A 19,448-nucleotide genomic window follows, 5' to 3' on the forward strand; every position below is an offset into this window, starting at 1 on the left:
ACTAGGAAGGTTGGTTAGAGATACTCCTCTTATCAATCCTCTCTTACTAACCAATGCCTCTAGGAGCTAACTAAAATTTCTCAATTAGGAAGCTATTGCCTGATTTTTTAAGGATATAATCTCTACGATTGCTTATGGTCTGAGGGGAACGGCCATCCGTATAGTGGATAACCGTCGTATAATCCAAACTAAAGGTCACCTGATCCTCAGTTTCTGAGATATTATATAAACGATCCGTTCGTGAGTCATAGCGTGCAATGCCATCGCTAGCTGATTGGTTCTCTATGTAGTCCTTGGTTTCCACGTAGTGGGGATTCGTTTCAGAAGTAAAAGCGCCTCTGATGTAGCTAGCCGAACGACTAGACAGGGATTGGTTCGTTTTAGCCCGATAATCCTGTAAGAAAGCCTCAATAGCCATTTCCAAGGATTGGCTTTGGGAACTGTTCTGATTGAATTGGTGGCCGTAAAGGCTAACCTCTGAGATAGCTGTATCTTCAAAACGACTTCCTGGATAGACCTTCAAGAGAGTAAGCGTCACTGAAGAGGTGGTCGCTGGTGACGATAGGGTTAATTCCTGGACACCTTGCCGATCTGCAAGATCAAATTCCTCCTGTTTTCCATCCGAAAAACTCAGTCGTACCTTCGACGGACGAGAGTTTTGGTAAAAGTGATCATCGTCCTTTTGATAGCCAGGCATGAGGGCAAGCATGGTAATCTGGTAGGTTCCATTTAGCTGAAGCGTCAGGGACTCTCCCTCACCTTGCCCCCTAACATCCTCTACCCAAGCGGTAGACGCATCTCCGTCAATACTATTTTGAGGCGAATGGACCAGTTGATACTGGGGTTCAGATAAGTAAGAGGTGGCTGAGACCGAACTGATATTGTTTTTCTGCAGCTGTACTGCTACAGGAGCTGGAGGCTGCTTTTCCTGAGTTTCGGCCTTCGTTTCTTTTGTCTCTTCTTTCAAACCATCTATCTTGAAGTATTCAAAATACTCACCGACTGGTTTAAGGCCTAGGGCCTTAGCTTCCTTTTCATCCAGACTAATTTCAACCTCGATACGGTCGCCGTTGCTTAATTTATCTTTTGGCCTAATGGTTACCTTAGGATTTTCCAAAAACTCACGCGCCTTTTCTGAAATTCCCTCAAACAAGGGTCCCTCCAGCACTTCTACCTCTGCTTTTCCTGATCCATTTTCCCCAGAAGCAGTCACGGCAATTGCATATTCTGAGAGATCGACCTCCTTACTGCTCAGCCTATTGCCCATCAAAAACCAAGAGCCAACAGCAAGCAAGGGAATCAAGATTACGAGTCCATAGAGCCACTTTCGTTTTTGTCTTTTCTGAGGAAGTGGCGCTAGGAAGGGTTGTTTGGCCTCTTCTGAGGCAGGCATCTCTTCAAGCGCCTCCTCTGGTTTTAAGCCTTGATAACTACCATCCGAAGCCTCCACATCAGCTAAGGGGTGAAAAAACTCGGCGCTCTCCTTCGTTTCTTTCTGAGTTTCTAGGACTTGCTCCACACCTAAATCATTCATCAGGCGAAAGTCTGTCTGACGTGCCGCTTGAAATTCCTGCGGGTTTGGATTGCGACCGTGCATGGCTTGGAAGAGCTCTACCCAGGACTTACTAGGATCAAGGGAGGCTGGTTCTTCCGAAGATGGCATCGCACTCAGACTTTCCTCTGGCTGTTGTTCAACAGTTTCAGCCTCAGCAGACAGGGTGGATGATTGTTCTGATACTGGAACATCGTTCACTTCTTGAGGTCTTAGGTTAGGCAGGACGAAGCCTGTCTGACGTGCTTCTTGAAGTTCTTCTGGATTTGGATTGCGACCGTGCATGGCTTGGAAGAGTTCCACCCATGGCTCGCTAGGATCAAGGGAGGCTGGTTCTTCCGAAGATGGCATCGCACTCAGACTTTCTTCAGGCTGGGGTTCAACAGTTTCAGCCTCAGTAGACAGGATGAATGCTGATACTGGGACACCAGCCACTTCTTGATTTCTCAGACTATCCAAGGTGAAGCCTGTTTGACACGCTTCCTGAACCTCTTCTGGATTTGGATGACGGCCGTGTATAGCCTGGAAAAGCTCTATCCAGGATTCTCTTGCGGCAAGTTCTGCTGACGAATCTGACGATTGATCTGGACCAAAATGTTCTTGAAGTGCTGGCTCAGACGACTCTGCCTGCGTTGGTACAACTGATGCGGTGGCTAGAACGTCTTCGGATTCGTAATCCATCAAGCTGTCCAGAGCAAAATGGTTTTGCTTGGCTTCTAAAAATTCCTGAGGCTGAGGCTTGCGACCATGGAAGACCTGGAACTGTTCTACCCAGAGTTTGACAGCATCTGACTCTTCACTCTTTTGAAAAGTAGGCGAATGCCTGTCTTGATCTGATAGACGAAGTCTGTCTGACATCGACGGAGTATTTGCAACCTGCAATGGGTTTTCCAGCGATTCTAAAAACTGATGAGGTTCCGCCTCTAGTTGCTTAAGAGGCTCCTGTGGAACTAATCGCTCTCGAATCGCTTGTTTTTCCTGCGGCGGTTGAGCTAGATTCACCTGACTTGGACTAGGATTTGGATGAACAAGCTTGTCTATTTCTCGTCCCATGGTGTCAGAAAAGTCTTGAATCGCTCGCCCCAATTCCTCATGACCCTTAAATGGATTTGCAGCAAGTGGTTCTCTTTGGTAAAAGCTCCCTTGTTCCGCCTGACTATCGAACCTATTTTGAGGCCGTTGGCGGAAAAAGAAGTGATCAGGCTTATCGGTTAACAGACCGTCAGAGGGTTGAAGAGCAACATAAATTGCAAAACAGCATGCTACAACATTAATCACTGGGATAAAACCAGCTACCGCAAGAACGAGATACCCCTTAGCGGTCAAACCTGCATCTCGAGCACGACGCACCGCTTGAGCCACTGAGGGCACGAATAGTAAAATGCTGATGATTTGAAAAAATCCAAAACCTACTCCCACGGATGAATCGCTATAATAATTATAGTTATTCAAATCACTCATTAAAGACAGCCAGGATAATATTTGAAAAACAGTATATAAAATAATCAGACCAATAAGAGAGTAAACATAACCTCTCCTTGTCGTATATCCCTTAAACGAAAAGACTCCCTTAAAATAATCCACATTGGCACTCCAAAAAGTAGGCTCATTCTCCCGCTGATTGATAAAATAGTTTTCCTCCATTTTTACCCTTTCTCTCTATAGACATCTACATAATAGGATGATCTCTTGCGTCCACCCTTATAGTTTTTCTTATTTTTCTTGAGGATGATTTCCCCATGTGGTCTGCCGTCAAAAGTTAACACGGGGACTCTGATGGTATCTCCTTTGATTTCCCAGTCTGATACTGGAGCTGCTTTTGGAAATGATCCTGCGTGCCCTGTGTGTCCCATCGTCAAGATCAGTTGCTGATCTCCTTCAAAATACAGCCACTCCATCCCGCTTGATGCGCTTTGAATTTCTTCCAAATCAGAGATGGACAACTCCGAAGCCTTACCTGATCTCCTCTCAACAGAGCCTAAATCATCCAAGACCATCTCCAGAGAGTAGGTTTCCCTGTAATGGGTATTGTAATAGTCCAGCACATCTCTCATATCCAGTCGGTGAACATTGATATTATCAGGGTAGGTGGAAGGAAGCACTAATTCTGTCGGCACAGAAAAGAGGAGCCCTCCACCAATAAGGTGGGTTCTGATAATCGCTTTCGCTTCGCCGTGCTCTGCTCGTCTGTAAATGGCATAAACCCCATCTGTCCCATTCATCACCGTCAGAATCATGTCCTCCTCGGCAGTGAGGTACTCCGAATCCTCTCCATACCAGGTCGGTGAATACCGAGAACCTTTTGGCACGTACTTGTAATGAATGGTACGAGTCCCTCTTGACATTGCCACTACATCCATAAGGTGATTATCTTCTGCCCTAGTCCGGAAATATTCTGTCTCATGAATATCGTCAAGCTTACGTGTCTCACCCGTTCTCAGCCCCTTGAATCCAGGTTCCTCTCCTCCCAGGCCTGTTTCAGTGATGAACCAGAGATCTCCTAAATCAGACTCCCAATAGCCCAAGACACTAGAATAGTCTCCACGGTCAATCTCCTCTTCTTTCATAGTCATCTGAGGATCTGCCTGATCTTTGGACTTGGCTTTCTTGGTTTGATTGGTCTGCTTCACCGACTGTGAGAGAGCTTCAAAACGTAGTCGCCGCGTTTGAAACGGCTCTGGAGTCATATCGCCTAAACCACGGTCAATATAATCCTTATGGAGTCGCAGAGTCTCTTCTTGGCTATAGACTTCCCCAATCAAGGCATCCTTTAATATTTTTCCGTCACTCTCGTAGTGATCAATCAATTCTAAACGTCCGTCTTCAATTTTCCCAAAATAATGAGCTACTGTAGAGGCACTAGCTTCCATATAGTAATGGATTAGACCATCCTTATAAAGATTAAAACCTGACACTAGATCAAGCGAGTAAGCCTCCAATTCTGAGAACATAAGGTTGACCACCTGATCCTGATCATAAGTGTAAATGCCCACTACTCTATGATTCTCAGAATGTTTATCCGCAACAATCAACTCTGCAAGGCCATCTCTGTTGAGATCCTCATAAGCATAGAAAACAATGTCCCCGTACCTCTGCTTATAGTCAGAGAACCATTTTACCTGGACTTCATTAAGATGATGAAATGCTTTAGCTTCTGCTTTTTCTATAGGCAGCTCTATCACCTGCGCATACTCATCCAGAACACCTTGATAAGCGCGTTTGAGGGCCTTAAAGGAGACTTTCTTCGCCTTCTTTTCCGAGGAGGTCAAGCCCTGCCAGAAACGCTTGAGACCATTTTTCACCCGGCTCCACAGGGACTCTTTTTTCTGCTCTGCCCTATCCTGTTGGGTTGTCGAATCCTCCTGCTCTTGGTCTACTTCTACTTCTTCGCTCTCGACTGTAAGCTGTCCATCTGATTCTAAATTGGAGGCATCAAGAAAGTCGGAGGTGTCCAAAATATCCGCCTGCTCTGCTATTTCCACAATCTTCCTCACGCCAACCGAAAAATAAGGGGCCGTATCTGGGTGAGCTTGAACAAAAGCTTCTTCACTGTCATATTGTTTGGTCGTACCGTCCGTAGCAGTGACAGTATAGGTAATCGCATCAAAATCAGGCGCACGATACTCTTTGTCGACAGAGAGTTGCTTTTCCAGCTCAGAACCACGCACCTGCATCCGATAAAGAGTCGCTCCAGAGAGATAAGCACCACCAGAACCTGCATTTACAATAAACCCGTCTCTGAAAATTTGAAGATCTGACCGGTATCCCGTTCCTCCTACAAAATGAACCTGAGAACCATCAAAACTATAGAAACCGATGATTTTCTCTCTAACAGCATCAGTGACCACCAACTCCTCCAGACCATCGCCATTGGTATCCACAATACCGTAATAAAAGTTTTGCTTAGTCCGGAGATCCTCCATCACAAGGTGTTCCTGATTTAAAAGAGGCTGCTCTTCTAAGTTTAATTCACCCTTGGTATAGGCTAAATAGTCCATCAGGACAGCCTTATAGGCCAAACGTGCTGCACGATTTCTAGCTCGAAGAGAAAATAGCAACTTATCCTCTGCTAAAATCCGATACTGGGAGATGTCATCCACTAATTTCTGATAGTTGTTTTCCACAGGACTGCCATACAGACCTTTGAAGTCATAGAGTTCTCGGTTATGGGTCTTCTTCCCTTCTTCAATCTGACACTGTCCTGTCTTCACATTATAGCGAACCTTGATTTTTTTCTGACCCTCCAAACAGGGACAACTAATTGTTGCCGTGACGATATCACCTTTTTGTGCTAGATCCTCAAAGAGGAAAACCTCATAGGCATAACCTGTTGCGATCCCAATACGGTTAATAATCTCTTGGAGTTCCGGAAGTTGCGCCAATTGCTTGTAGCGTTCAATCGCATGAAGCCAATTGGCCTTGGTTGTCTCAAAGACTAGCCAAGACGGACGATCTGCTTGCTTTAAGGCTGCTGGCAGCTGAGAATCCTCTGCACTGGCTACTGCGTAATAGCAGAGCATGCGGAGATAGTTCAGAGCCACTTTAACTTTTTCAGATGTAGTTCCAAATAGTTTTTCAAGCACAAAGGTATGGGTATAAATCAACTTAATAGTGGCCAGATTGCCTGCCTTGATTTCCTTGAGCAACTTTTCATAGAGCTTCTGGAGAATCGCTGGATAGACTTTAGTATCACTATAATCCTCACGAGGAAGGTCTAAAATCTCTTCCTTGGACAAGACCTTATCAAACCCTGCCAAGAGATCTGTCCACTCTTCTGATAAAAGACTCTGTTCCAGCTGTTGAATCGTTGCTTTTTTCTGTGCCACTTCAGTGGCTGAAAAATCCTTGAGCCAGTCCATGATGGCTCCCTTCAAGGCATCACCAATTTCTTTTTGGAAATCTTTAAAAGCTTTCTCGATTGCTTTTTTCAACCAATCGTCTGAAATTTTTTCCTTCTTAGTTGTCTTTTCAGTGATGGCTTTTTTTAGTTGTCCCATCAGTTTATTGGCTTCTGAGTCGGTTAGGCCAGTCTCAGACTTGATTCCATCAATCAGTCCAACTTCATTTTGACCGACTTGGACACTTTCTTGATCCAACTCGATCCCCGCTCCTTCTAAGAGTGCATAAATCCCTGCCAAAGCCCCTTCACCAGATACCTCATTAACAGAGGCAACACGTACTAAGACGTCAGTAATCCCTGACGTAATAGCAGCATTTTGGAAGGTCGCTGACGATACCTTGGTAATCTTGGAAGGTGTCACAATCTCTACCTGCACACCATAGCCTTTGTCCATAGGTTTGATGTAAGCACTCGAAAAAATCTGAGCAGCGTCATCTACATCGTTAAGGTATTTAGCAATAACCTTACCATCAACCCTTAAAATATCCTCGTTAGCCATGCCAGTATCGCCTAACAAACGTTTGGTTTCTGTCGCTTGTTCCTCGGTCAGAGAGTGACCAATAGACATCAAAGGCTTGTCCAACCGCCGCTCAGCTGCATAAACAAGATCCGTCCCAAAACCTGACAGCATCTGTAACCTAACAACTCCTGACAAGCCCACACTACAACAAGTCAGCAATAACAACCATTTTTTCATTCTCTCCTCTTCCCAAGCAAGATTCTACAAACACGCGCAAACCTCGCCAAGTTTTTTAACAGATAATGCACAAAGAGAGAGGCAAAAACCTCTCTGATCTACATCTTAAACTCATTTTTGCCTCAAAGCTTAGTCCTCTTATCGCTTTGACTCATTTCTTCTAGTCTTCTTTCCTTAGATTGCCGATGCTTTGTGTAAAGCTCTTCTGCTTTTCTATTAATAGCTCTTTTCAAACGTTTCTCCAGTTTAATCCATTTACTAACTATAATGTAAGCAATGCCAATAACTAAGATAAAGACAATAACATCCATCGCTATCCCTCCTAATTGATAAGTTTTCGTTCTACCTCAATTGTGCCATCCAGTTCGACAAGCGTATTTTCAATAAAGGTTAAAAAAACATTATAAGGTAAGCGGAAAAATGTCTCTAATCCAAATCCCTTACATTGATTAACCGAAACACAGAAAACTATTCCCGTAGATGTTGCGATTTGCTCGAAAACCGCTTGGAACCCCATTTGTGCTGTCACAGTATGTGTTTGTAGATAGAGCTTATGATCTGATACTCCCACATGCAGCGCCTTGACAAATTTATTGCTAAGCCCTTCTAAGTGCGCTTCTAAAAGAGGTATGTCTAAATGACTTAAAACATCTTCCATGCTAAGTTTATTGGTGAAATAGTAAGTGTGAGTTTGCCTCATTAAATAAGAGTCTCTTTCTTTAGCTAATCCCCTAGCAATGTATTTTTTTTCCTTTTCTGCTAGCCTAGGCTCCTCAAAAACCTTTACATAGATCCAAAATGCTCCTAAAATAACGAATAATACCAAAAGAATTTTACGTCTCACACTGTTTACCTCCTCCACCTACTGTGGCTCGATTATTGCCCCTTCATGGCCTACTTATTCTAATCAAGAATTTGAGAATTCCATCACTTTTCTCAATTTTACCAGCATATCAAAACGTTTTCTATACTTTTTTGACATCACTTTTTTTGTTTTAAAAAGGAATTGTTTTGTTTTTTTTGATAAATTTACTTTTTAAAAGTTAACTTCTAAATACCTTGTTTTAAGCACTATTTTATGATATAACATGTGTATAGACCAATGCCGAAGGGGGAAATTGTGGAAACCAATAGACTCTGCCTTAGCAATGTTTTGCAAGCAATCATCCTAACTAACAAAACCGAAGAAAAACATTTTGGCTGGACCACTCAGGAAATTGCTATCAATGAACTGTTTCAACTTTTTGGTGTGCAAACCTTAAAGAACAATTACTATGTTCTACCACCTCAGTGTTCTCTTTACTTCCAACAAAGGAAAAATATTCCGACAAAATTAAGGCGTTTTTTCTATCAAAACAATCATAGTCAAGAAAGACTGACAGCCATTAGTCAAGAACTGCAAAAAGAGAGAAATTTTCCCACAAAATTAGTCGCACAAAAAATCAGATGCTTAACTTTTGAAAAACATCATATTTTGGAACCTGATGACCCTAAAATTGATTCTGATTTTTTATGCCAACTCATCCAGCAACAACGATATGCAGACTATCTAACTTGGGTCTTCTTTTACTGTCTGACTAGGCTAAGCAATACAGAAACCTTCTCCAACCACGACCTACTGAATTCTGAATTTATTCAACAAGACTTTTTAGACCAGATTCAACGAAAGCAATTCTACGAATTTTATCACCACGATATCGTCGTTATTCCTCGAATGGCGCAACGAAATTTCAAAATTATCCACAAGAAATCCTACCAAACTTATTTTCCTAAGCCCTCTGAACCACAAAAGGACTATTTTGAGTTTAAATATTCTTTCACCCAAAAAGAACTCCTAGACAGTAGCCGACTCACTTCCTTGATTATCAACGGTGTTGAATATATTTTGGAAGTTGAAGCTGAGGAAAGATATGTCGAAAATGACAAATATCCCTATAAAGTCTTCTACCGACTACGGTCCTTTGCTCATCAAGACAGTTACTTGGTGCAGACCGAGCACGAATATATCGCTCCGTTTCCTATTCGGATTAAGCATTTTAAGCTGTTGTCGCCAGCCAAACAATTCAAGTGCAATGTCAGAATCCAATCTCACCAATCCCATAAATTTGTTCTGATTTTAAAACAGTTTGGGGACTACAATCCTAATAAGAACAATATTGATATGACTGTCCCTAATGCCACCATGTCTTATTTTGAAAATAAAAACTGGACTTTCCCATCATCTGGTTATTCTTATCTCATTAAACCCAGAGATGATTTTTGGCAAGAATGTCTTCCACTCGCCCCCACATCTGAAGCAGAAGATTTCCCTAAAGCCTACTGACATATAAAAAAGCTTGAAGAGTTCCCTAGTTTGGTCTCTCTTCAAGCTTTTCTTATTCTATTTAAAAACTTATCAACCCCTACTCATTTCAACACGGAGTATTGATAGTTCAATAAGCTTTTTATCCTTGCTCCACAATGTACTGATAGGCTTGTTGGCCCGCGATAGCCCCGTCCCCGACGGCAGTTGTGATTTGCCGCAGGTGTTTTTGACGAACGTCTCCAATGGCAAACAGGCCAGGTCGACTAGTCGCCATCTGGTCATCCGTTAGAACCCAACCGGCTTCATCGGTTACCCCCAGATCAGCGACCATTTCACTAACCGGATCAAGCCCAACATAGATAAACACACCCCCACAAGCCAATTCAGATAATTCTCCCGTCTGGGTATCCTTGAGGACGACAGATTCAACTTGGCGGTCGCCACCTTTTATTTCCTCAACAGTCTTGTTCCAAGCAAAAGAGATCTTGCTGTTGGCAAAAGCACGGTCCTGGATAATCCTCTGAGCCCGAAGTTCATCTCTGCGATGGACAATCGTCACGGACTTGGCAAATTGAGTCAAGTAAATCGCTTCTTCGACCGCCGAATCCCCACCACCGACAACGACCAGATCTTGATCACGGAAAAAAGCACCATCACAAACCGCACAGTAAGAAACACCCCGGCTGTTGTATTCTGCTTCTCCAGGAACACCTAGATGGCGGTGGTTGGCGCCTGTCGCTAAAATAATTGTCTTAGCCTCAAAGGTTTCTTCCTCGGTGATAACACGCTTAACACGTCCATTATCTTCGATTTTTTGGACAAAGCCGTAGAGGTTATCTACTCCGAATTTTTCTAGAGGTTCATACATCTTCATTGAGAGTTCAGGGCCTGAAATCAAGTCAAACCCTGGATAGTTTTCAATATCAGCTGTATTGTTCATCTGGCCACCAGGTACCCCGCGCTCTAACAAGCCAACCTTGAGATTAGCTCGCGCTGCATAGAGCGCAGCTGTCATGCCCGCAGGGCCCGAACCAATAATCAACGTATCATACATATCCATCTTCCTTTCTGTTGTTTAGTGGTCATTAAACGCTAAACATTAAAATCAATCCCATCGTCGCAAAAGATAAGATGGGAATCACCATAACCGCGACCAAAAGCATCTCGTAGAGAGCTGTTCGACGCGTTTTTGTCGTTTTTGTTTTCTTGCTGATTGATTGACCCATCAACCAAATTGATCCCAGCAGTAACACCACAAGTGTTGTCACTAAAAGGCTTTGAAGGTAGAGACTCAAAATCCTGACTAACATGCTTCTCCTTTCCTAGCAAAAGGGGGAAAGAGCCTGTTGCTCACCAACAGACCCTATTTCCTCTATTATATCATATAAAGTTGCGTTTGTAATTAGAAAAGAAAGCCTTAGTCCGTTCTTCCTTGGGGTGATTAATCAACTGGTCTGGCGTCCCTTCTTCGATAATATGCCCCTTATCTAAGAAAAGAACCCTATCTGCCACTTGCTGAATGAACGCCATATCGTGACTAACTAAGATCATGGTTTGCCCGGACTTAGCCGCTCTTTCGATTGATTTCTCAACTTCACCAACCAATTCTGGATCAAGCGCGGATGTTGGTTCGTCCAGCAATAGAACGTCTGGTTTCATTGCCAAAGCTCTGGCAAGGCCAACCCGCTGTTTTTGACCACCAGATAAGTGCCGTGGGTAATGATTTTCACGGTCTGTCAGACCAACCTTGGCCAACTCTTCCTTAGCCAATGCTGTCGCTTCACTATCGGACATCTTCTTAACGACTTTGAGCCCTTCCTTGACATTGTCTAAGGCTGTCCGACGGCTAAAGAGATTAAATTGTTGAAAAACCATAGACAATTTACGACGCAGGGCTAAAATATCATCCTTATGAATGGTCTGAAAATCTACAGTGAAATCATCAATGGCCAACTGGCCGCTATCTGGTTTTTCCAAATAGTTCAAGGATCGTAGGAGGGTTGATTTCCCTGCCCCTGACGAACCGACCAGGGCAATGACTTCCCCTTTTTTCACTTCAAAGCTGATATCATCCAAAACCTTTTGGCCTGAAAAAGTCTTGGTCAAATGCGAAATGGTTATCATTAACGGTCCCCCCCTTTCGTGTTTAAGGCAACTTGTTCAGGCGCTTTGATGGCCATCCGCCGCTCGACAAAACGTCCTAGTTGCTCAATCAAGATATTAACAATCCAGTAAACGATAGCAACAGAAATAAAACGTTCAAAATACCGGTAGTCACGTCCACCCAAAATCTGAGCTTGGGCATAAATTTCAACAATCCCTGCACTAAAAGCCAAGGAAGTCCCCTTGGTCAGACCGATCAAATTATTGATCAAGGTCGGCGTAGCAACAACTGCAGCATTAGGAATAATCACACGGCTATAAACTTGAGCATTGGTCATGCCAAGACTCCTAGCCGCCTCTACCTCACCTGGATCGACAGACTCTATTGCTGCCCGAATCGTTTCACTGGCATAGGCTGCTTCATTAAAGGCAAAGGCGACTACGACAAAAAGGTAAGCTGGTACATCATTGATGTTAAAGCTGGTTCCAAAACGGGCATTAATGGCCTTAAGCATCAAGGGAATGCCGTAGTAAGTCAACATCAACTGAACCAAAATCGGTGTCCCCCGTAAAAATGAAACCATAAGAGCCTGCAGGCGGTAAAGAACAGGGACCTTGTTAATTTTAACGATAGCAAAAATCAGCCCTAAGATGAGACCAAAAGCGGCACCTCCCAAGGTCAATCCGATAGTCACGGGTAACTTGGCCACAATCTGTGGCAAGCCATCAAAGACTGCTCGTAAATTAAAAATCTTCCCGTCGGGAATAAAGGTCATCAAGTCCTTGTACCAGTCGGGCGTTGCTGTTAATAGGGTAAAAACTGTCATGACAAGTCTCCTTCTAAAAGGTGCATTAGGTTCATTGTAACACAAAAACCATAAAATCAGGCTGATTGGCGTCTTAAAGATTTCCAATCAACCTGATAGGTATTTCTTATGACAACTCACGCATTATAGCCCAACAGGAGGATCACTAGATAACAGTATCTCAAGAGGGCCAATATTACGGTATATAAAATGAACAGATAACGTTTGAAATGCCTTGGAAAGTCTAGTTTTGACTGGTTCTTCACCAAAGCAACCCCCAAACCAATGAATGCTATAAAAATAACGGAACTTATTAATTTGAAACTAATCATGAGCCGTTAATCAATCTTTCAAAGGGTTAAACTGCTGCTAAAGCATCGAAAGTTTTTGACCTCACTACTGCGGTGATAGCCAGCAATCATTTTTTCATCATCGTGTCTTCCTTTCTAAAATCCACTAACCTTATTGAACTGTCATAGTCATTATAACTCTTTGACGCCAAAATGTAGCCGTTAACATTTTCAAATGATACACGGATAAAGAAAATGCATCCAACTCTTTTTGAGCCGCATGCATTTTTGAAATCTTTCCTGAAAAATTAGGGGTTAGTCGCAAATTTACTCATCTCCCTGAGAATAGACGGCAAATAACCTCTAAGCAATGGCCCTCCATCTGACATTTTGCTTTCTGAGAGTTCATTTTCGTCAAGCTGTCCGTGTCTGGCAAAAACGGCTAGGCTTGAGCTAAAAGGTTTGGCGCTTAGCCTTGCGCTCTGCTCTTCCTTTAGCACGCGCCTCAATACGCTTTGTCTTACGACGCTTTTCTTCGACTGCCCACTTAATTTTCTTCTTGTAGCCTGGTTTGATTTTTTTCTTTTTCTTCTTGACCAGACCAATCATTTCGATGTCTAGTTTCTCCCGTGTTTTCTCACGGTTGGCTCGGCGATCACGGTCATAACCATCCTGAAACGCTCCATCTTTAACCACCTTTGGCACAAAGCGGATACCCAATTTTTCTAATTCGCGGATATCACTGTCATCACTGGGCTGATAGAGTGTGATCGCAATCCCTGACAAGCCGTTGCGGCCTGTCCGGCCCACACGATGAACAAAGAAGGATAAATCTTGTGGAATGGCATCATTAATGACATGACTGACGCCTTCGATATCAATGCCCCGCGCCGCCAAATCCGTCGCCACGATGTATTGGAATTCCAAGTTTTTCACTTGATTCATGATCCGCTTGCGCTCGCGTGGCGGAATATCCCCGTGAATCTTAGCCACGTGCAAACCATTTTCCACCAGATAACGATGCAGATCATCTGCCCGTTCCTTCGTATTGACAAAAATCATAGCCAGATAGGGTTGCATCAGATGGGTTAATTCCAGAATCTGAGCATTCTTGTCTCGCCCCTTGGTCGAAATCAGCCAGTTATCAATCGTATCTGCAATAACGGTATGGCTCTTAATCTGCTCTATGACCGGCTGGTTGAGGTATTTTTTCAAAAATGGTTGCAACTTTTGTGGAATGGTTGCTGAAAAGACTAGGATTTGAACCTGCTTAGGGAGGCTGGCTGCGATTTTATCAACCGTGTCCAAAAATCCCATATCAAGCGTCATATCTGCCTCGTCAACGACAAATGTCTTAGCCTTGTGGATGGCCAAACCTCCTGATTGAACCAAATCATAGATTCGGCCTGGCGTCCCTATCACTACATGTGGCTGGCTACTGGTCAACTTATCGATCTGGCGGAGCTTATCTGTCCCTCCGACATAGTTAACCACTCGGATTTCCTGTGGAGAATGAGTTGCCAGCTGCTTAGCCGCCTGGTAAATCTGGCTCGCCAATTCACGTGAAGGTGCAGTAATCACAGCCTGGACGTGTTCCAAGTCTTCATCTAATTGTTCAAAAATAGGGAGTAAGAAAGTATGGGTCTTCCCTGAACCCGTCTTTGACTCTCCTACTAGATCATGTCCCGCTAGGACAATCGGGATCAGCTTTTCCTGAACCTCTGTAGGCGTCTCAAAGCGTAAATCCTTGAGCGCCTCCTGCAAGTAGGGTTTAAACTTAAATGCTGTAAAATTCATTATACGCCTCGTTTCTACTTCCTTATATTATACTATCAGCGCTCGACCAAAGACAAATGCCCTAAAGCCCCTTGCCTTAAATCCAGCTAGCTCTCTGCCTTCAACCGGTCAGTGCTTTGCCACTCTCTTGCTCAAAAGCATCTTGATTGCCCCATTCCATCAAATACTTCGCTATCTTCTATAGAGCCTTTTCAGAAGCATGCTACTACCCCTTGATACTAGCGTTGATGAAGCAAGGCCCCTGTTCAGCTGGTCCCCGTTCGCAGGCTAACTCTGTCAGACTGCCAGCATTTCTTGCACGCTATTATCAGAAATTAAAGGTAAAGGATCACAAGGGTCAAAAGGCTCATCACCACTCCCAATCCCCAAAGGAAGAAATCCACCTGCCATTCCGTCCAGGGCCGACCGTTCCCAGAGAGCCCTCCAAGTTCCAAATGATGATGGAAAGGCGTCATCCGAAAAATTCGGCGCCCTTCGCCATACTTTTTCTTCGTGTGCTTAAAGTAGGCCACTTGCAACATAACCGAAGCGGTCTCAATCACATAAACCAATCCGATAAGGAGCAAGGTCCATTCTTGATGAAGGGCGATAGAAATAGCCGCCAGCATTCCACCAAGCGCTAGGGAACCTACGTCTCCCATGAATACCTTGGCAGGCTTTTTATTGAAAACAAAGAATCCCAACAAGGCGCCAATCATAATCCCTATGACGATTAAGAGATCCAACTGACTTTGTTTGTAAGCAATGACCCCATAAGCAAGTAAGCTAATCACTACCGAAATTGACGACAAACCATCAATCCCGTCGGTCAGATTGACCGCATTGGAAAAACCAATCAACCAAAAGAGAACGAAAAAGATGTAGAGCCAGCCCAGCTGGATGTCATAGCCAAAGACATTGAGCAAACCACTTCCAGAATGGTTAATATGGGCCAGGTAGAAAATTAAACCACCGACGAGTTGGAGAACTAATTTCTGTTTGGGATTCAATCCTTCATTGATCTGCTTAAAGACCTTCAAAAAATCATCCAAAAATCCAATCAAACCATAAAGAAACAGGATAAAAAGGATACCATAAGTGGACCAGCTTGCCTGCGTGATCAAGGCAAAGATCAAACCTAGACTCAAGGCAACCAGTAAAAAGACTGTCCCCCCCATAGTCGGTGTTCCTGCTTTAGCCTGATGTTGCTTAACATCCTCATGCATCTGCTGACCACCAATTTTAGCCTTTTGGTAGGTTTTTATGAAAATTGGCATGCCTATAATCGTTAGGGCAAAAGCCAAGAAACTCCCCATAAGTATCATAAGTCCATTAATCTCCTAGCGTTACTGTCATTTTTGTTAGTTTTTCAGTTTCTGTTTCCGGTTTAACACTTTGTTTGATAACCCTACTACCTGTCCCTTTATAGGTAACCGTAATCCCTGACCATTCTTCAAACTGTTTGACTTCTGCTTCTGACCAACCATAAAGATCCGGCATTGTTTTGAGATTACCTGTCCAAAGCAGAATCCGTTGATTAGCAGGGACATTGGTTCCCGGCTTGATAGAGCTATCTTCAATCTCATTGGTTGAGCCGATGACAACAGGATGAACCAGATGTCTTCTAAGTTCAGCAGCCGTTTCACCTGGAGCTCGGCCAATCAGGTTTGGCAGTTTGTATTTTGTCTCTCCCTCAACATCATCTAAAATCATTGTTGGATTCGTGAGGTTTAGCATATCTTTCATTCGTACTGCTTCTTCCAAAACAGGATTGACCACGTCCATCCAAAAGAGGGGACTCCAATGTTCTGGTTGTTGCAAGGTTACATACATGATAAAGTCAGGATTCTCAGACGGGTACATGGCAACGACAGAGTTAATGGTAGCATTTTCTCCTTCAATATAGCCCGAACCGTCTTCCTTAGCGATCTGAGCAGTCCCTGACTTAACCGCTGCTGGCACACCATTGACTTGGATAATGGCCCCTGTCTCTGATGAATACAAGGTCCCATTGTAAGGATCCGTCCCTACTGTCACCATATACTGCAAGGTTTGATCAGCAGCCTGCTCTGAAACAGGCTTTCCAACCACTTCCCGACTGCCCTTACGGGCTGTCCGGGTATTCGGATCATAAGTCGCTGCGATAAATTTCGGCGTCAAAAGCTCCCCTTTATTCGCGATAGCCGAGAAAGCCTTTAACATTTGAACCTGAGTGACCGAAATCCCGTGACCAAAGGCTGATGTCCCTATCGTCACCTGGTTATCTCGGTTGAGCTGTCCAAAGCTCTCATTATTCATGCCAAATCGCGTTGGTAAACCAAAATCAAATTGGCTCAGGTAATTAAGCCAGAGTTGATCCCCCATAGCTTGTTGCAAAATCAACATGGCTATGTTAGAGGAATGGGCAAATCCTTGAGCAAGATTCATATAACGCCCTTCTGACAAGCCCATATTGACATCCCAGTCCCTAATCACCGTATCAATCAGCGTATAACTGGCATTATTATAATAGTAGGTTGGGTCAAACTTGCCAGAATCAATACCAGCAGCCAGAGTCACCACCTTAAGCGTAGAGCCTGGTTCGTATTGGTGCTGGTAGAGGGTGTTTTTCCAATCCAGTGAATCATTAACCCCTTCCTTAGTATCCGCATCAAAGGTCGGACGCTGGGTCGTCGCTAAAATTTCCCCTGTCTTGGCTGCAACGATAGTCGCACTGGCCAAGACTCCGTTGGCTTTTTCCTGGAAAATGTCCATATTGGTTTCAAGATAGGACTGTAAGGGAGCAGATAGGGTTGTATAAACATCTTGTCCATCCACAATTTTCTGGGTCACCGTCTCTGTCCCAGGTTTGATCACACCGGATGCGGTCTTTTCGTAAGTGATGATCCCATCTTTACCAGACAATAGCTTGTTCAAATCATTTTCCAGCCCGGATTGGCCTACAATAGACTGGCTACCATCCTGATTATCCTCTAAGGTTGTTAAGCCAATAAAATGCGAGGCAAAGACCCCATTTGGGTAGAGGCGACCCGGACTAGCGGTAAAACCTATCCCAGTGACGCCAACTTCCTCGAATGCCAGCTCCAATTCTACCTTTTTACTATAGGAAATATTGTTTCCCTTCGGTCCAAAAGCGACCTGGTATTTATCCTTTAGTTTCAGCTGATCTTTAACAAAACCTTCTTCTAATTCCAGTTTTTCAGCCAAAATCCTTGCCACATCGTCATACTGTTCCGCCTGGATAAAGAGTTTTTCTCCTTTAGCAGAGACATATTCTTTACTAAGAATAGCATAGATGCTGTACGTTGTTGAATCTTCTGCAATAGCTGTTCCGTTTCGGTCATAAATCGTTCCCCGTTTGGCTTGGACAGTCACAGTTGTCTGATGGCGCTCAGCCGCCAAAGTCTTCAAATCCTGACCAAACTTCTTACCCGTGATGATAATCAGCGCAAAATTAGTCAGGAAAACTAGGAACAACAAAACAGACAAAAGGCTCAACGACACTCCGACACGTTTGCGATTATAGGCTGGACTTCGCCTTCCAGACAAGGCGTAACTCAACAGTTTCCGACGCTTACTCATCTTTCATTTCCCTATTCTCCTGGAATCCCAGTATTTTCCTTTTTGAGGCTTAAGCCAGCTTCATTAGCGATTTCCATTAGGCGATTGTAACGGGTCAATTCATTGACTGCTTGCTTGGCCTCATCATACTCCAATTGCTTGCGATCAATCTCCGTCTGAACAGTAGTCATTGCTGATTGGAGCTGCAAGAGTTGGGTCTGCATATAGATAATGCTGACTGCAAGAATAACCGCTGTCAAAACAATGCTCCCATAAAAAGCTTTTTCAACACCTGAAAAGGTCTTAACCCGTTCTCGAATCAAATGATCCAAGGCCTGTTTTTGCTCATCTTCTCTTGCCATGCTATCTCCTTTGCTGTCATATTTTGCGGGCAATCCGTAATTTTGCCGAATGGGCTCGATTGTTGCGAGCCAATTCTTCCTCGCTCGGCAAAATTGGCTTACGATTAACTAATGCCAAGGTCGGTTTCAATTCAGCAGGTAAGACCGGCAAGCCTTTTGGCACTGTCACTGTGGATTTTTCCTTAAAAAGCTGCTTGGTCAAACGGTCTTCCAAGGAATGGAAGGTAATGACTGAAATCCGCCCGTCTTCGGATAGAAGGTCAATGGCCTGAGCTAAAGACGCCTCTGCTGCGCCTAGCTCATCATTCACCGCTATTCGGATAGCCTGGAAAATTTGCTTAGCAGGATGCCCTTTTTTCTTGAGTTCTTTTACCGGCTTGGCTGATTTGATTAACTCAGCCAGCTCTGTCGTTGTCTCGATTGGCTTGATGGCGCGTTGTTGCTCAATTTTTCGGGCAATTTGCTTGGAAAATTTGTCCTCACCATAACGGAAAAAAATCTTCACCAGTTCCTGAAAATCATACTCATTTACGACATGGTAGGCTGTCAAGGACTGACTTTGATCCATCCGCATATCTAACGGTGCATCCAGCTTATAGGAAAAACCCCTTTGCCGCTCATCCAGCTGAGGACTGGACACCCCCAAGTCATAGCAAATCCCATCAATGCGAGTAACACCATGTTTAGCCAACTCTTCTTTTAGATAACGGAAATTAGCTTTAATAAAGGTTACCTGCCCTTTTACAATGTAGGGAGCCAGCCTTACCTGAGCATGGTCAATAGCGGTCTGGTCCTGGTCAAACGCATAGAGGTGGCCCTTAGGACCAAGCTTTGACAAGAGATACTGGCTATGACCAGCTCCCCCCAAGGTCGCATCCACATAAATCCCATCAGGTTTTACGTTTAACCCATCAACCGTTTCCTGCAACAATACTGTTTCATGATTAAATGCATCTATCATATCTTATCTATTGTACCATAAATTTCTATAAAGAGAGGGTTTGAGCCCAAAAGAACTATTCCCGTCGTTCCTATTTTTTCGGGTTAGGTGTTTAAATTGTGCACAAAGAGGCAACTAATACCCCTTTGAGCGGTG

General features: G+C 43.9%; 14 protein-coding genes. 1 reads left to right on the plus strand and 13 read right to left on the minus strand.

The window, feature by feature from the left end; genetic code table 11:
* Window positions 1-70: 70 nt before the first annotated feature.
* From HF992_RS03800 to HF992_RS03815, 4 genes are all read right to left on the minus strand, one after another.
* Entirely contained in the window at window positions 71-3,196 is a 3,126-nt protein-coding gene (locus tag HF992_RS03800) for an NADase-type glycan-binding domain-containing protein (protein ID WP_168548732.1), read from the minus strand.
* A gap of 2 nt (window positions 3,197-3,198) precedes the next feature.
* On the minus strand, window positions 3,199-7,149 hold the full coding sequence (locus tag HF992_RS03805) for a DUF1002 domain-containing protein (protein WP_168548733.1): 3,951 nt from the start codon (window positions 7,147-7,149) through the stop codon (window positions 3,199-3,201).
* Between the two features lie 122 nt (window positions 7,150-7,271).
* Window positions 7,272-7,460 carry a hypothetical protein gene (locus HF992_RS03810; protein ID WP_168548734.1) on the minus strand — a complete coding sequence of 63 codons (189 nt, stop codon included), beginning with the start codon at window positions 7,458-7,460 and terminating at the stop codon, window positions 7,272-7,274.
* 11 nt (window positions 7,461-7,471) lie between these two features.
* Entirely contained in the window at window positions 7,472-7,993 is a 522-nt protein-coding gene (locus HF992_RS03815) for a hypothetical protein (RefSeq protein ID WP_168548735.1), read from the minus strand.
* A 276-nt stretch (window positions 7,994-8,269) separates the two neighbouring features.
* Here HF992_RS03815 and HF992_RS03820 point away from each other — a divergent pair, with 276 nt between their 5' ends.
* A complete protein-coding gene (locus tag HF992_RS03820) occupies window positions 8,270-9,472 on the plus strand; it encodes a hypothetical protein (RefSeq protein ID WP_168548736.1) in 1,203 nt (400 codons plus the stop codon).
* Between the two features lie 121 nt (window positions 9,473-9,593).
* Here the strand turns inward: HF992_RS03820 and trxB are convergent, their stop codons facing one another.
* From trxB to rsmH, 9 genes are all read right to left on the minus strand, one after another.
* The gene (gene trxB, locus HF992_RS03825; protein WP_168548737.1) at window positions 9,594-10,508 is read right to left on the minus strand and encodes a thioredoxin-disulfide reductase; all 915 of its coding nucleotides are present in this window, start codon (window positions 10,506-10,508) and stop codon (window positions 9,594-9,596) included.
* Window positions 10,509-10,539: 31 nt separating this feature from the next.
* The gene (locus HF992_RS03830) at window positions 10,540-10,764 is read right to left on the minus strand and encodes a DUF4059 family protein (protein WP_168548738.1); all 225 of its coding nucleotides are present in this window, start codon (window positions 10,762-10,764) and stop codon (window positions 10,540-10,542) included.
* Window positions 10,765-10,834: 70 nt separating this feature from the next.
* A complete protein-coding gene (locus HF992_RS03835) occupies window positions 10,835-11,578 on the minus strand; it encodes an amino acid ABC transporter ATP-binding protein (RefSeq protein WP_168548739.1) in 744 nt (247 codons plus the stop codon).
* Window positions 11,578-12,384: an amino acid ABC transporter permease gene (locus tag HF992_RS03840; protein ID WP_168548740.1), complete on the minus strand. Its 807-nt coding sequence runs from the start codon at window positions 12,382-12,384 to the stop codon at window positions 11,578-11,580. The genes HF992_RS03835 and HF992_RS03840 overlap by 1 nt, the downstream gene beginning before the upstream one ends.
* Before the next feature lie 722 nt (window positions 12,385-13,106).
* Window positions 13,107-14,450: a DEAD/DEAH box helicase gene (locus HF992_RS03845; RefSeq protein ID WP_168548741.1), complete on the minus strand. Its 1,344-nt coding sequence runs from the start codon at window positions 14,448-14,450 to the stop codon at window positions 13,107-13,109.
* 314 nt (window positions 14,451-14,764) lie between these two features.
* Window positions 14,765-15,754, minus strand: a complete 990-nt coding sequence (mraY, locus tag HF992_RS03850) for a phospho-N-acetylmuramoyl-pentapeptide-transferase (RefSeq protein WP_168548742.1) — start codon at window positions 15,752-15,754, stop codon at window positions 14,765-14,767.
* A 7-nt stretch (window positions 15,755-15,761) separates the two neighbouring features.
* Window positions 15,762-18,011, minus strand: a complete 2,250-nt coding sequence (gene pbp2x / locus HF992_RS03855) for a penicillin-binding protein PBP2X (RefSeq protein WP_168548743.1) — start codon at window positions 18,009-18,011, stop codon at window positions 15,762-15,764.
* Between the two features lie 11 nt (window positions 18,012-18,022).
* Window positions 18,023-18,352 (minus strand): cell division protein FtsL, encoded by a 330-nt coding sequence (gene ftsL, locus HF992_RS03860; RefSeq protein ID WP_168548744.1) that lies wholly within the window; start codon window positions 18,350-18,352, stop codon window positions 18,023-18,025.
* 16 nt (window positions 18,353-18,368) lie between these two features.
* Complete coding sequence (gene rsmH, locus HF992_RS03865; RefSeq protein ID WP_168548745.1) at window positions 18,369-19,313, minus strand: 16S rRNA (cytosine(1402)-N(4))-methyltransferase RsmH; 945 nt, start codon at window positions 19,311-19,313, stop codon at window positions 18,369-18,371.
* Between the last annotated feature and the right edge of the window lie 135 nt (window positions 19,314-19,448).

It is taken from the genome of Streptococcus ovuberis (assembly GCF_012396585.1).
GTDB lineage: Bacteria > Bacillota > Bacilli > Lactobacillales > Streptococcaceae > Streptococcus > Streptococcus ovuberis.

Coding starts and splice junctions, on each gene's coding strand:
- HF992_RS03800 (WP_168548732.1), bottom strand. CDS start 3,196: ATGGAGGAAAACTATTTTATCAATCAGCGGGAGAATGAGCCTACTTTT.
- HF992_RS03805 (WP_168548733.1), bottom strand. CDS start 7,149: ATGAAAAAATGGTTGTTATTGCTGACTTGTTGTAGTGTGGGCTTGTCA.
- HF992_RS03810 (WP_168548734.1), bottom strand. CDS start 7,460: ATGGATGTTATTGTCTTTATCTTAGTTATTGGCATTGCTTACATTATA.
- trxB (WP_168548737.1), bottom strand. CDS start 10,508: ATGTATGATACGTTGATTATTGGTTCGGGCCCTGCGGGCATGACAGCT.
- HF992_RS03830 (WP_168548738.1), bottom strand. CDS start 10,764: ATGTTAGTCAGGATTTTGAGTCTCTACCTTCAAAGCCTTTTAGTGACA.
- HF992_RS03835 (WP_168548739.1), bottom strand. CDS start 11,578: ATGATAACCATTTCGCATTTGACCAAGACTTTTTCAGGCCAAAAGGTT.
- HF992_RS03840 (WP_168548740.1), bottom strand. CDS start 12,384: ATGACAGTTTTTACCCTATTAACAGCAACGCCCGACTGGTACAAGGAC.
- HF992_RS03845 (WP_168548741.1), bottom strand. CDS start 14,450: ATGAATTTTACAGCATTTAAGTTTAAACCCTACTTGCAGGAGGCGCTC.
- mraY (WP_168548742.1), bottom strand. CDS start 15,754: ATGATACTTATGGGGAGTTTCTTGGCTTTTGCCCTAACGATTATAGGC.
- pbp2x (WP_168548743.1), bottom strand. CDS start 18,011: ATGAGTAAGCGTCGGAAACTGTTGAGTTACGCCTTGTCTGGAAGGCGA.
- ftsL (WP_168548744.1), bottom strand. CDS start 18,352: ATGGCAAGAGAAGATGAGCAAAAACAGGCCTTGGATCATTTGATTCGA.
- rsmH (WP_168548745.1), bottom strand. CDS start 19,313: ATGATAGATGCATTTAATCATGAAACAGTATTGTTGCAGGAAACGGTT.